The following is a 13,521-nucleotide window of genomic DNA, read 5'->3' on the forward strand; positions in this document are numbered from 1 at the left end:
CCTCCATGTTCTTCGGCGTTCTACTGATCATCACCTGGCTGATCCTGCTGCTGCGCTATCCCGCCAAGGCGTTGCCTGTATCCCTCGTAGCAGCAGTGGGTCTGGGTTTCGTGGCGATGTGGGTGGTATGGCTGGACAACCGCGAAGCCGCGCAACTGGCGCGCCTGGAGCTACGCATCAGCTACGCCCCCGAGCAATGCCCTGCCGATCGCCCCTTGCAGCTCAAACTCAGCAATGGCAATGACGTCCCCCTCACCGAATTGCGCTGGCGCGTCGCCGCCTATGCGCCGGGCGATACGGTCAACCTGGCCGACAACGTCTATGCTGCCCCACGCTATCGCGGCCCCGGCGAATTGCAGGCCGGCACCACCTGGGAAGATTGCCTGCCGATGCCGCCGCTGCGCCCCGGCTATCGCCCGCAAACCCTGGAGTTTCGTGCCGAACGGTTGCAAGGCAGCTTCTGCGACTAATTAATAACGACAAAGGATTGAGCCATGCCCAACGTGCTTATCACCGGTTGCTCCAGCGGCATCGGCCGCGCCCTGGCCGATGCCTTCAAGGCAGCCGGCTATGACGTGTGGGCCAGCGCCCGCCGTCCCGAAGACGTCGCGACCCTGGCAGCAGCCGGCTTCAAGGCCGTGCAACTGGATGTCAACGATGGGGCCGCCCTGGCGCAACTGGCCGGGCAAGTGGGCGAGCTGGATGTGCTGATCAACAACGCCGGCTACGGCGCCATGGGCCCGTTGCTCGATGGCGGTACCGCGGCGATGCAGCGCCAGTTCGAGACCAATGTGTTCTCCATCGTCGGCGTGACCCAGGCGTTGTTTCCCGCGTTGCGCCGTAACAAAGGGTTGGTGGTCAATATCGGCAGCGTGTCCGGGGTATTGGTCACCCCGTTTGCCGGCGCCTACTGCGCCTCCAAAGCCGCCGTCCATGCCCTGAGCGATGCCCTGCGCATGGAGCTGGCGCCGTTTGGCGTGCGGGTCATGGAAGTGCAGCCGGGGGCAATCAACACTAGTTTCGCCAAGAACGCCGGCACCCAGGCCGAACGGCTGATCAACGAACAATCGCCATGGTGGCCGTTGCGCGAAAGCATCCGTGCGCGCTCCCAGGCGTCCCAGGACAAGCCAACCCCAGCCAGCGTGTTTGCGGCGGATGTGCTCAAGGCCGCGCAACAACCTGAACCACCGCGCCTGTTGCGCTCAGGCAATGGCAGCCGCGCGTTGCCGTGGATGGCGGCGCTGTTGCCCAAGGCGTTGCTGGAGAAGATATTGAAAAAACGCTTTGGCTTGAACGGTGTGTTGTAAGCAACCATGAAGCCCACCTGCCAAAACCCGGGATGAGTGCCATAATCGCCGCCTGCCTCTAGAATCTGACTGGCCCCACAAGGGTAATGCGATGGAAATCAGAAAAATTCGACTTAATAATGTCGGTCGTTTTACCGACTTGGAAGTCGCCTTTGCACCTACCGAAAAGCATGCGTCGAAGGTGACTGTGTTTGTCGGGAATAACGGGGCGGGGAAAACAACGATTTTGAAGTCGCTCGCCACGTCGTTAAGTTGGCTGGTAGGGCGCATTCGCACCGATAATGGCGGTGGCAGTCCCATCCAAGAAAATGTGATCACAAATGGTGAGCGATTCGCCTCAATTGATGCTGAAGTCGGCGGTGTAACTCACACGTCAGCATCAACTTCCGCGACCTACTCATGGACACTCGCTCGCACCTTGCGAGGGCATAAAGCAAAGGCAAATAGTTCTCTTACTAAACTAACCGAACTGGCTGAGCTCTATCGTCTTCATATAGGGCTGGTTGACGACAACGGTTCACTTCCACTTGTGGCCTTCTACCCTGTCGAAAGGTCTGTCCTTGACGTTCCACTATCTATCCGGAAATCCGAAAAACCATTCGACCAATTTGACGGATACGAAAACGCTCTAAATGGTGGCGTAGATTTCGGACGTTTTTTTGAATGGTTCCGTGACAGGGAAGACACTGAGAACGAACAGGGAATATCCTCGGCCGTAATGGAACAGTTGAAAAAAATCTCTAGTTCGGATGAAAAGTTGGTATCCGAACTAAAAAGTCTGCATCTAGCGTCCCGCGACCCACAGTTAAATGCTGTGCGATCTGCCGTCTACAAGTTCATGCCTCATTTTAAGAACCTTCGAGTCCAACGAAAGCCTAGATTGCATATGGCCATCGATAAGTTAGGCAATACACTCAATGTTTCTCAGCTTTCTCAAGGTGAGAAATCACTGATGGCACTTGTCGGCGATATTGCTCGCCGCTTGGCAATCATGAACCCATCATTAAGCAATCCGCTTGAAGGTGCCGGTATTGTCCTGATCGACGAGGTAGACCTCCATCTTCATCCTCAGTGGCAGCGCCGTCTGATCCACCAGCTCACTGAGACCTTCCCCAACTGCCAATTCATCCTGACTACCCACTCTCCACTGGTGATCAGCGATACCAAGGACATCCTGTGCTACGTCCTTGACGACGGTGAATTGGAAGAGCGCAACGGTCTCTATGGCCTAGACGCAAATCAGGTCTTACTCGACGTCATGGACACCGACGCGCGCAACAGCGAGGTCCAGGACCGTCTGGATCGTTTGCTGGATCTGCTTCATGACAAAAAATTGAAAGAAGCCAAGGCTCTTTTCGAAAGCCTTTCGGCAGACCTTCCCCCCGGTCATATCGAGCTGACCAAAGCAGCCCTTCTGATTCGCAAGCAGGAGTTGCGCAGTGCGTAAAATCACCAAAGGGCATGAACCAGCAGCACTGACGCAATGGAAGCGCGTACACCCGAAGGGTCGCTATCCAGAATTAACGCATGAAGAAAGAAGCGCAATACGCCAAGCATGCATAGAAGAGCAATACGGCCTATGTGCTCACTGCTGTGATGCAATTACGCCGAATAGTGCTCACAATGAGCATGTAGAGGCACAGAGAGAAGCGCAAAACCGCACAGTGGACTTCTCCAACATCGTAGCGAGCTGTAATCGACTTAAACAATGCGGGGATGCGCACGCGCATCAACCATTGCCCCTCACTGCGTTGATGGATGAGTGTGAAACAGAGTTGAAGTTTTATATTTCAGGGCGAGTGGAAGGTTTGAGTCCAAGAGCTATCACGTCTATTCAGGTTCTGAATTTAGGGGATAGCCGCGAGAAAAACCGGGCGTTGTTCAATGATCGGCGAGACATCATCAGCGCGCTTCTTTTCAACAGCGGCATGGATGGTTCTGATCTCGCGATAGAAAACATCGATCTGCTGACAATTCTTGAAGAAGAGCTGCAACAACCCAATGAGAATGGACAACTCAAGCCATTCTCTCCGATCTTGATAAACGTGATTCGCCATATCAGCGCCTGACACTATCCCTTCATAAAATCAATAAACGCCCGGACCTTCAACGGCAAGTGCCGGGTATCCGGATACATCGCGTAAACGCCTTGCACGGCGAAGCGATGGTCTACCAGCAACCGCACCAATCGCCCAGCCTCCAGGTCATCCTGCACCAGCCATTGAGGCAGGATTGCCACGCCATGGCCGCGCACGGCAAAAACTTGCAGGACGGCCGCGCTGTCGGCCGTGAGCGCCGGAAAGCCGGGACAATATTGATGCCCGCCGCCCGCCGGATCGATCAGGCTCAGTTCCGTCAAACGGACATGACCCAGCTTGGGCACACGCTCCAACTCATCCAACGTCTTTACCCAGGCAAACGCTGGCGCCGCTACCGCAAACACCTCGAACGTGGACAACTGCACCGCACGATGATTGGAATCCAGCAGGCGCCCGAGCCGAATCGCCACGTCAAAGCGTTCGGAGATCAGATCGGCATGGGTGGAGGATGTGGATAAGTGGACATTCAGATCCGGGTGCAAACGGCCAAAGGCCTCCACCGCTGGGACGACCACGGCCAGCGCATATTCCACGGTGGTGGTGATGCGCAGGGTGCCTTTGAGCTGGGTGTGCTCCGAACGCGCCTCTTCCACCGCCAACTGCGCTTCTTCGAGCATGCGTGTACAGCGCAGGTAGAACCGCTCGCCGGCATCGGTCAACGCCAATTGCCGGGTGTTGCGCGTCAGCAGGGTGACACCGAGTTCAGCCTCCAGGCGCTTGAGATTAAAGCTGACCACGGCGCGGGTCTGCCCCAGTCTATCGGCCGCGGCAGTCAGCGAGCCGGCCTCCACCACCGTCTTGAACGTCTCGAAACGATCCAGGCTGACCATGGGCCACGCCTCCACTTGTCAAAATATTTTTGACAAACTAACAGTCAAACCAGCGTTCCCCAAGTATCCGCAGCACTCTACCCTGCCGGGATTGAATGCAGGAACGCCCCAATGACCTACCGCTCGAAAATCGCCTGGATCTTTTTACTGGGTTTCGCCCTCGATCTGGTGAACATGTTTGTCGCCACCGTCGCCTACCCGGATATCGCCCACGAACTGCAGGCTTCGGTCACGCAATTGGCGTGGGTCAGCAATGCCTACCTGCTCGGACTGACCGTGATCATTCCCTTCAGTGTATGGCTGGCGGCAATGCTCGGAGAACGACGTTTGATTGCCGCCAGCCTGCTGCTGTTCGCGGGCGCTTCAGTGATGGTTGGTCAGGCCGGCTCGATTGAGGCGCTGATCGGTTGGCGTTTGCTGCAAGGTTTGGGCGGTGGCCTGCTGATCCCGGTGGGGTAGGCCCTGGCTTATCGACACTTTCCAGCCGCAGAACGCAGCCAACTCACCGCCCGGGTGATGTCCGTGGCCCTGCTGGTGCCGGCGCTGTCCCCGGCGCTGGGTGGGTGGCTGGTCGATAGCCTGTCCTGGCGCTGGATCTTCCACGCCAATTTGCCGCTGGCGTTAATCATCCTGCTGCTGGCGTGGCTGTGGATAAAACCGGACGCGCCTGCAACTGCGCGCCCCTCCCTGGAGATGGGCAACCTGTTCAAACAGATCGGCAACCCGATGCTGCGCATCGCGATGCTGATCTACTTGTGCGTCCCCGGTGTGTTTATCGGCACCAGCCTGATCGCCATCCTCTACCTGCGCGGCCTGGGCTATGACGCCGCGCACACCGGCGCGCTGATGCTGCCCTGGGCGCTGGCATCGGCGCTGGCCATCTTCCTCAGCAAGACCTTATTCAACCGCTACGGCCCCAAGCCCTTGCTGCTGGTGGGCATGGGGCTGCAATGCAGCGGTATTGTGTTGCTCAACGAGCCTTCCCTGATCATTCTCGCCTACGGCCTGATGGGCCTGGGCGGCAGCCTGTGCAGCAGCACCGCGCAGACCCTGGCCTTTCTCGATATCCCCGCCCCGCGCATGGGCCACGCCAGCGCGCTGTGGAATATCAATCGGCAGCTGAGCTTTTGCCTAGGTGCAGCGGCACTCAGCGCCGTGCTATCAGCCTCGGATTCCTTCACCATGACCTTCTTGATCGCGGCAGCCCTGACACTACTGCCGCTCTTCGCGGTGCTGAGCCTGGATACCTCCAGGGTTCGCGCACTGCTTCACCCAGCCAGCGAGCCTCAATGATGATTGATTACAGCGACTTTTTTGAAGAAGTGATCCAGACCCACATCGAGATCGAGCAATGGTTTGCCGGCGTCGCGCCGGATGGCACCTTGCAAAACCTGCTGGCGCGCTTCTCCCCGGAGTTCAGCATGATCGCCCCCGCCACCGGCGCACGGGTCAACACAGCCGGGGTCAACGCCCTGTTCACCCGCCTGGGCGGCATGCGTCCTGGGTTGAAAATCACCTTGAGCGAAATGGCAGGTATTGACCGACATGTACGGGGCGCCACGGTGACCTACCGTGAACACCAGATCGATGACAGCGGCACCCAAACGGACCGCCGCGCCACCGTGGTGTTCGAGAAACAGGCAAGCGGCGCGTTGCTGTGGCGGCATTTGCATGAGACCTATATCCAGGGCCAATAACTCTCCCCTGTAGGAGCCGGCTTGCCGGCGAAAATCGTCAACGCTAACACCGGGCATCAGATTCCCCGCGTTGCTCTCAGGTTCTTCGCCGGCAAGCCGGCTCCTACAGTAAACCGCGAACTAGCTGACATCATTCGACGGACTCAGTCTTCAGGCTCTTTCACCTCTGCCCGCGGGAAGGTGAATGGATGCTCAAGGATTTCCTCAACAGCGGCGTGCCCAACGCTCATACAACCACCCGCCAGCGACTGACCAGCCTGCTGGATTTGCCAAAACTCTATCGAACCATTGACGCCAACCCTGCCATCGTCGGCGCCGGCGTGGTGCACATCGGCAGTGACTACCGGGTAACGGTACTGCGCGAGTTTGTGCCGTTGTGCAGTATCACGCCCAAGCGGGTGATATTGCGGGAAGTGGCGGGGGCAATGACAGCCAATCAATATGCTGAGCTGGCGACCAGTTCGCCTCGTGAGTCAAAGCTACTTGTAGAAGCAACGGGGATGACTTTCGCTTGCGCAGGAGCCGTTATCGGAATAGCCGTCGCAGCTACCGGTGTTGCATCCACGCCATTAAGTGGGGGCGCCAGTCTTGCAGTTACCCGTATCGCCTATACAGCTGCAGCCGCCAGCGGCTTGCAGTGCATCAACGGTGCCTGGAGGACTTATACAGAATTAACTAACCCCGCTGAGAATGACTATTACGATTCGCTGAGTTGGTACCAATCCATGAGCGTTGCGCTGGATGGTATTTCATTGGTCGGCGCAGGTAGCACTACGTTTGTCACGGTCAGAACAGTGATGACGATCAAAAAGTCGACGGGCAGAAACCTGGCAGACATCCTGAGGAGCCTAAGCCGCCGAGAGCGTGCAAAGTTGACGGATGAAGTCCTGCGACTGAAAAACCCTCGCCATCCCCGCGAAATACTCCGGTTAAAACAGCTAGCTGGAATACTTCCAAAACGCTATAGCAACAGCCAATTACGCCAAGACATTCTCACTCAAATAGCAGATCAGGTGGGTGCAGCTCTCGCACTCACAGGCAGCAGCATTTCCGGAAACATTAACCACATTGTCATCGCGATTTATGAAGAGTTCAGCAACCATGACCAATAACGGCAATCCCGCGCGCGCGCCGCGAACAGTGCGTAGTTACACCCACCGTTTTGCTTTCACGGTGGGCACCGCAGTATCAGTGAGCTTAGTGAGTATCTCAGGCAACCTGTCACACAGCCTGTCGTATTACGCCCGAATTAACTATCTGACTAGCGAATACGCTGTGATGGCGAGCCTGGTACTGTTGTTGGCCATGTGTATCGGGTTGGCTCTGCTGGTGGCGGGATTTCGTTCAGGCCCCGCTGTACTTGTAGGCGTCGCTGCTCTGAATGCTCTGCTTGCGACAGGCTACTTGGTTAGTCACCCCGTGACTCTGTTTGCGCTATTTCCTCTGTTTCAATCACTGATCTGCCTGATCATGCTCAATACAAAAAACCACCGCCGCTACACCAGCATGCTAAGGGTCAAACGACGGCGCAAAATCAGGGCAAGAACACCTACCGCTGTTTAGTTTTGAGCCTGGTTGACAATCACGGTGCAGGTAATCCCCGCCGCCAACAACACGCCCTCCGGCACTTCATCGATATGGATCCGCACGGGCACGCGCTGGGCCAAACGCACCCAGTTGAAGGTCGGGTTCACATCGGCAATCAGTTCGCGGCTCTCGGGGTTGTCGCGGTCGTAGATGCCGCGGGAGATGCTTTCTACGTGGCCCTTCAACGTCTCGCCGCTCATCAGTTGCATATCGGCTTTGTCGCCGACTTTGACGTGGGGCAGCTTGGTTTCTTCGAAGAAGCCATACACCCAGAACGAGTGCATATCGACCACGGCCATCTTGGCTTCGCCTATGCGCGCGTAGTCGCCGCGATGCACGTTGAGGTTGGTGACGTAACCATCCACCGCAGCCAGCACTTGCGTGCGTTTCAAATTCAACTCCGCCGCTTCCAACTGCGCCAGCGCGTGTTGGTAATCAGCCAGCGCGGAATCAGCAATGTTGCTCGCGTCGTCGCGGTTTTCCTTGGAGATCACCAGTGCATCAAGGTCCGCACGGCGATGGGCGTTGACCTTGCGCATTTCCCAGGTGGCTTTGCGTGAGGCGACCAGGGACTGCGCCTGCTTGACCGCGATGCGGTAGTGCTCGGGGTCGATCTGCATCAGCAGGTCGCCCTTTTTCACCAACTGGTTGTCCCGCACCGGCACGTCGACCACTTCGCCGGTGACGTCGGCGGCGACGTTGATGATATCGGCGCGTACCCGACCATCGCGGGTCCACGGGGTTTGCATGTAATGCACCCACAACGTACGGCCAATCCAGATCGCCAGGGCCAGCACCAGCAGGGTTGCGAGCAGGCTGAAAAACTTTTTCATCGGGGCATTCTCAACGGTAGACGGTCAGCGCCATGGCGCCAAAAAGACAGGTGAACAGGCTCAGGCGCAGCAACGCCGGGTGCCAGAAAAAACGGTACAGGTCAAAGCCGGCCAGGAAGCGATCCAGGGCCCAGGCCAGTCCCGCGGCGATAAAAAACATCAGGGTCATGGTCGGCATGTAGATGCCATGGAAGGCGATTTCACGCGGCATGAACGGTTCCTTCAAGCTTGAGAGCAGCCAGGGGCGATTGCGGGTCCAGCAGGGACGTGCGGATAAAGTGCAGGTAGCTTTTGACCCGGCGCAGGGCCGAGGTATCGAAGTGTGGGGCGAAGGGTTCGTCGGTGGCCTGCACACGGCTGATGGCGTGGTCCACCGCAATCAAGGCGCGCTCAAGATTGCTCTGGCTCGGTTGCAGGAACAGCCGCACCAGCGAACGCCCCATCACCCGGATCGCCTGGCGCCACGATTGAGACTCGGCATACGCCGGATGCACCGGCAAGATCGCCTGCTCTTTGCGCAATTCAATAATGGCGTGGCCGACTTCCAACACCACGAACATCCAGCGCAACAGGTTGCGTTGCACCTGCGGCTGGCCGGCGGCCAGGCCATAGGCCTGGTGCAGCAGGTCACGGGTGCGGCTTTCAAACCCCGAGGCCAGGCCCTTGAGTTTGCCGCTGATGGCATACACCACTTGCTCGCGCAGGTCGCGCTCCAGACGGCGCCACAGCCAGGGGCTGTTGGGCGGCAGGATGATCGCCCCCGCCGCTGCGCACACCAGCATGCCGATGATCATGGCGATGTAGTCGTTGATAAAGGTGTAGGGGTTGTAGATCGTCAGGTTATCCGGCACCGAACCGGTGCTGAAGAAAATCAGCAGGCCCAGGCCGACCCCAGCGTATTGCGGGCGCGAGGACAGGAACGCGCCGAGCACGATCACCGGGGCGAGCATCACACAGAGCAAAGGGAACCCGTCGATCCAGGGAAACACGAAGAACATCTCGACGAACCCCACCAGGGCGCCGATCAAGGTGCCACAGGCCATTTGAAACGCCATGCGCTTGGGGTTCGGCGTGGCAGCCGACAGGCCGACGGTGGCCGCCGCGATCAGGGTCATGGTGGCGCCACTGGGCCAGGCGGTGGCCACCCAGTAACTGCCCAGCACCACCAGAATGAACGACGCGCGAATCCCCGACGCGGCGCAGGCCAGCCAGTTGGTTTTCGGCGTGTAGGCCTCATCCCAGTGCTCACGCGCGTGGCTGTGTTCGGCCAGGGAGGCGTGGGTCTGCGCGTAGTTGTGCAGGTCGTCGACAAAGCGGTACAGCAGCTCATAAGCGGTGTGGAAATCCAACTGCTCGGCATCGCTGGGGCTGCTCTGCTGGAACTGCGCCCGCAGGCTGCGGACCTTGGCGGGCAGGCTCTCTTTATAGGCCGTCAGTTGGCTGACCAGGCGCGTGGCATCGGGGCTGGTCAGGGCGCGCCCGCTGAAGCCATCGAGCAACTCGGCCAAGTCCTGCAGGCCGGGTTTGATTGCGGCCACCACATGGTCGGCAGCATCGCTGCGCAGGCGTTCAAGCAACTGGTGCAGGGCGTTGAAGCGCGTGGTGATGCCCATGAATTCGCTGTTCAAGCGGCTGAGCCGGCCATTGCGCCGACGCATATGCGGGTCTTCGAACACGGTGACACTGCGCAGCCCTTCAAGGCCCACGGCTTCGGCGATAAAGCGCACGTTGCTGCTTTCAAAACCTTCGCGCTGGCTGCGGCCACGCAGGCCGTCGGTAACGAACAGGGCGAAGGTGCCGAAACGCTGGTACAAGGCGTTGCGCATGGCCGCACTGCTGGTCTGCGGGAGGATCGCGGCGCTGACCAGGGTCGCGCAGAGAATCCCCAGGGAGATTTCCAGCACCCGCCACACCGCCGCCATAAAGGCGCCGTCCGGGTGGGCCAGCGCCGGCAGGCCCACCATCGCCGCCGTGTAGCCCGCCAGTACAAAACCATAGGCGCGGAAGTTGCGGTTGCGCGTGGCACCGGCCGTGCACACGCCCACCCAGATCGCCAGCGCGCCCAAAAACAACTCGGTGTTCTGCGCAAACAGCGCGATCAACAACACCATCACCGCCGACCCCGCCAGGGTGCCGAGGAAGCGGTAGAAGCTCTTGGCAAACACCTGGCCGCTTTGCGGTTGCATCACGATAAACACGGTGATCATCGCGGTACGCGGTTGCGGCAGCTCCAGGCGCATGGCCAGCCACAGGGTGAGGAACGCGGCGATCAGCACTTTGAAGATGTAGACCCAGGTCACGCCGTCACTGCGCGCCCAGTCGAAAAAGCCACGGCGCCATTCCAGGGAATGCAGCCAACGCAGCGGTGCAGGCAAGGGAGTCATGGGAAACCTGATCAGTGATCGAATACGGCCAACGCCGCCGGGGTCTTGCTCGCGAGGGTCGTGCCTGCTGCCGGCGCATCGTTGCCCGCGCCCAGGCCGCCGCCCAGGGCAGTGACCAGTTCGGCATGGGCACTCAGGCGCGCGGCCTGGACCTGCTGCTGGACCTGTTGCTGGCGAAACAGCAAGGTCTGGGCATTGAGTACGTTGAGGTAATCGGTCAGGCCGCGCTGGTAGGCGATCATCGCGATGTCATAGGTTTTCTGCGCCGAGGCCACCGATTCGGCGGCGAAGGTCTGCTGCTTGGCCATGGACTCACGGCGGATCAGTTGGTCGCTGATGCCCTTGAGCGCATTGACCAGGGTCTGGTTGTAGCGGGCCACGGCAATGTCGTAACCGGCGCTGGCTTCGCCCAATTGCGCACGCAGGCGGCCACCGTCGAAGATCGGCAGGGTGATCGCCGGGCCGACGCTGTAGTTGAGCTTCTTGCCGGTGAGGAATTCCAGCATGCCGCCGCCGGTAGCGACGTAGCCGAGGCTGCCCACCAGGTCGACATTGGGGTAGAAACCGGCGTGGGCCACGTCGATGCCCCGGGCCTGGGCCGCCACTTGCCAGCGGCTGGCGACCACATCCGGACGCTGGCCGAGCAGTTGCGCGGGCAGTGCCGATGGCAATTTCAGGGGCGCAGCGAGGGCCAGGGTCGGCCGCTGCAATCTCGCGCCCTCCCCCGGGCCCTTGCCGGCCAAGGCCGCCAGTTGGTTGCGGGTCAGGGCGATTTCTTCGTCGAGGGCGTCCAGTTGCCGATGGGTTTCGGGCAATGGGGTCTGGGCCTGGCTGACTTCAAAGTGGGTGCCGATGCCGCCATCCAGGCGCTTTTGCGCCAGGTCGAGGATCTGCTGTTGCTGGGCCAGGGTCGCGGCGACGATATCGCGCTGGGCGTAATGCAGCGACAGTTGGATGTAGGCGCGTACCACGTTGTTCTGCAGCTCCAACTGGGCCTGGCGCGCCTGGGCGACGCTCATATGGGCCAGGTCGAGCGCGCGCTCAGTGGCGTTGCGCTCACGCCCCCACAGGTCGAGGGCGTAGCTCAGGCCCAGGGCGGCGTTGTTGTCCCAGGTCGTGGAGTTATCCAGTTTTCCAGGGCCGTAGAACTGATCGCTCGGCCAGTTGTGGCGCTTGAGCGTGGCATCCCCATTGATCTGCACAGCCTCGGCAGACTCGGCCAGCCCAGCCATGGCCCGCGCTTCACGTACCCGGGCGGCGGCTTCGGCGATGCTTGGGCTGCCTTGAACGGCGAGGTCGACCCAAGCATTGAGTTGCGGATCGCCGTAGGCTTGCCACCACTGGGTGGTCGGCCAACGGGCATCCCGGGCGGCGCTCTGGATTGCGTCGTCGGTGGCCAGGTTATTGGCGGCGAGGCTCTTGCCTTGGGGGGCAATTCCACCGGTTCCGATGCAGCCGCTGATTGCTAACGATAAAGCCCAAACACTGAGAGTCTTCAGCTCTCTGCTGATGCGACGCGGCACTGCTGCGAATTCCTGAGGTGGTGTTGCGGGGACGGTGCGGCAATTCTAGGGGGCGCGAGGAATGGCGATAAGGTGGGATTCCTGTGAATCTTTGTTACCGTTCAGGCGATAATCCATTGGTCGGGGTCACTCGCCCCCGTAACTTCGTGTCACAATTTGCCATCTCCCTTGAGAGCACCCCATGGACACTTTGCAAAACATGCGCGCCTTCAGTTGTGTCGCCGAAGCCGGCAGCTTCACCGCCGCCGCGGTGCAACTGGACACCACTACAGCCAACGTCTCGCGCGCGGTCTCCAATCTGGAGGCCCATCTGCAAACCCGCTTGCTCAACCGCACTACCCGCCGCATCGCCCTGACCGAGGCCGGCAAGCGCTATTTATTGCGTTGCGAGCAAATCCTGGCCTATGTCGAGGAAGCCGAAGCCGAGGCCAGCGACGCCCATGCACGCCCTGCCGGGCAGCTCAAAGTGCACACCATGACCGGCATCGGCCAGCATTTCGTGATCGATGCGATTGCCCGCTACCGCCGCACCCACCCCGATGTGACCTTCGACCTGACCCTGGCCAACCGCGTGCCGGACCTGCTCGACGAGGGCTACGACGTGTCCATCGTGCTCGCCAGCGAGTTGCCGGATTCGGGGTTTGTCTCCCAGCGCCTGGGGATCACCTACAGCATCGTCTGTGCCTCGCCGGCCTACGTCAAAGCCAACGGCTGCGCGCAGCGGCCCAGTGATTTGCTCAACCATGCGTGCCTGCGCCTGGTCAGCCCGGTGATCCAATTGGACAAATGGGTGTTCAACGGCCCCGATGGCCAGGAAAGCGTGAGCATCAACAGTTCGCCATTTTTGGTGAACTCCGCCGACGCGATGAAGACCGCGATCATCAGCGGCATGGGCGTTGGCCTGCTGCCGGTCTACGCGGCCATCGAAGGCCTGCGCAATGGCACCCTGGTGCGGATGATGCCGACTTACCGCTCCCAGGAACTGAACCTGTACGCCATCTACCCGTCGCGCCAGTACCTGGATGCGAAGATCAAGACCTGGGTGGAATACCTGCGTGGCTCACTGCCAGAGATCCTGGCGGCGCACCAGGCGGAGCTGGCGGCGTATGAGTTAAGCGGTAGTTTGGGAGCGGTGCGCCTTACCACCTGATTTGGAACAGGGCCCCAAAATATTGAAAATCCCCTGTGGGGCTTGCCCGCGATAGCGGTGTATCAGTGCCAGATGTAATGCCTGACACACCGCCATCGCGGGCAAGCCCGC

Annotated in this window: 13 protein-coding genes and 1 pseudogene; 9 read left to right on the top strand and 5 right to left on the bottom strand. The window is 59.9% G+C overall.

Translation table 11 applies throughout. From position 1 onward, the window contains the following. Positions 1-5: 5 nt before the first annotated feature. From GDV60_RS22145 to GDV60_RS22160, 4 genes are all read left to right on the top strand, one after another. Entirely contained in the window at positions 6-470 is a 465-nt protein-coding gene (locus tag GDV60_RS22145; protein WP_159908772.1) for a multidrug transporter, read from the top strand. Positions 471-494: 24 nt separating this feature from the next. Then, entirely contained in the window at positions 495-1,307 is an 813-nt protein-coding gene (locus GDV60_RS22150) for an SDR family oxidoreductase (RefSeq protein ID WP_159908774.1), read from the top strand. Positions 1,308-1,398: 91 nt separating this feature from the next. Continuing rightward, a complete protein-coding gene (locus GDV60_RS22155; protein ID WP_159908775.1) occupies positions 1,399-2,754 on the top strand; it encodes an AAA family ATPase in 1,356 nt (451 codons plus the stop codon). Beyond that, positions 2,747-3,376 carry a TIGR02646 family protein gene (locus GDV60_RS22160; protein ID WP_159908776.1) on the top strand — a complete coding sequence of 210 codons (630 nt, stop codon included), beginning with the start codon at positions 2,747-2,749 and terminating at the stop codon, positions 3,374-3,376. The genes GDV60_RS22155 and GDV60_RS22160 overlap by 8 nt, the downstream gene beginning before the upstream one ends. Positions 3,377-3,378: 2 nt before the next feature. On the opposite strand, the gene GDV60_RS22165 is transcribed toward GDV60_RS22160, so the two are convergent. Then, positions 3,379-4,236: a LysR family transcriptional regulator gene (locus GDV60_RS22165; RefSeq protein ID WP_159908777.1), complete on the bottom strand. Its 858-nt coding sequence runs from the start codon at positions 4,234-4,236 to the stop codon at positions 3,379-3,381. Between the two features lie 111 nt (positions 4,237-4,347). Between GDV60_RS22165 and GDV60_RS22170 the strand changes: the two are divergent. From GDV60_RS22170 to GDV60_RS22185, 4 genes and pseudogenes are all read left to right on the top strand, one after another. Next, positions 4,348-5,529 (top strand): annotated as a pseudogene (locus GDV60_RS22170) (MFS transporter). After that, positions 5,529-5,933 carry a DUF4440 domain-containing protein gene (locus GDV60_RS22175; RefSeq protein WP_159909301.1) on the top strand — a complete coding sequence of 135 codons (405 nt, stop codon included), beginning with the start codon at positions 5,529-5,531 and terminating at the stop codon, positions 5,931-5,933. The pseudogene GDV60_RS22170 and the gene GDV60_RS22175 overlap by 1 nt, the downstream one beginning before the upstream one ends. Before the next feature lie 188 nt (positions 5,934-6,121). Continuing rightward, positions 6,122-7,045, top strand: a complete 924-nt coding sequence (locus tag GDV60_RS22180; protein WP_159908778.1) for an NAD synthetase — start codon at positions 6,122-6,124, stop codon at positions 7,043-7,045. Then, a complete protein-coding gene (locus tag GDV60_RS22185; RefSeq protein ID WP_240160228.1) occupies positions 7,035-7,496 on the top strand; it encodes a hypothetical protein in 462 nt (153 codons plus the stop codon). Before GDV60_RS22180 ends, GDV60_RS22185 begins: the two co-directional genes overlap by 11 nt. On the opposite strand, the gene GDV60_RS22190 is transcribed toward GDV60_RS22185, so the two are convergent. Genes GDV60_RS22190 through GDV60_RS22205 form a run of 4 tightly spaced genes read right to left on the bottom strand, consistent with a single transcriptional unit; the run spans position 7,493 to position 12,260 of the window. Next, on the bottom strand, positions 7,493-8,353 hold the full coding sequence (locus GDV60_RS22190) for an HlyD family secretion protein (RefSeq protein WP_029297880.1): 861 nt from the start codon (positions 8,351-8,353) through the stop codon (positions 7,493-7,495). The genes GDV60_RS22185 and GDV60_RS22190 overlap by 4 nt on opposite strands. Positions 8,354-8,363: 10 nt before the next feature. Next, on the bottom strand, positions 8,364-8,564 hold the full coding sequence (locus tag GDV60_RS22195; RefSeq protein ID WP_029297878.1) for a DUF1656 domain-containing protein: 201 nt from the start codon (positions 8,562-8,564) through the stop codon (positions 8,364-8,366). Continuing rightward, entirely contained in the window at positions 8,554-10,737 is a 2,184-nt protein-coding gene (locus GDV60_RS22200) for an FUSC family protein (protein ID WP_029297875.1), read from the bottom strand. The genes GDV60_RS22195 and GDV60_RS22200 overlap by 11 nt, the downstream gene beginning before the upstream one ends. An 11-nt stretch (positions 10,738-10,748) precedes the next feature. Then, the gene (locus GDV60_RS22205; protein WP_159908779.1) at positions 10,749-12,260 is read right to left on the bottom strand and encodes an efflux transporter outer membrane subunit; all 1,512 of its coding nucleotides are present in this window, start codon (positions 12,258-12,260) and stop codon (positions 10,749-10,751) included. Between the two features lie 181 nt (positions 12,261-12,441). Between GDV60_RS22205 and GDV60_RS22210 the strand changes: the two genes are divergently transcribed. Further along, positions 12,442-13,410, top strand: a complete 969-nt coding sequence (locus tag GDV60_RS22210) for a LysR family transcriptional regulator (protein WP_029297870.1) — start codon at positions 12,442-12,444, stop codon at positions 13,408-13,410. Positions 13,411-13,521: the final 111 nt, after the last annotated feature.

Origin of the sequence: Pseudomonas sp. DTU12.1 (genome assembly GCF_009873475.1) — a bacterium.
In the GTDB taxonomy this organism is placed as follows: domain Bacteria; phylum Pseudomonadota; class Gammaproteobacteria; order Pseudomonadales; family Pseudomonadaceae; genus Aquipseudomonas; species Aquipseudomonas proteolytica.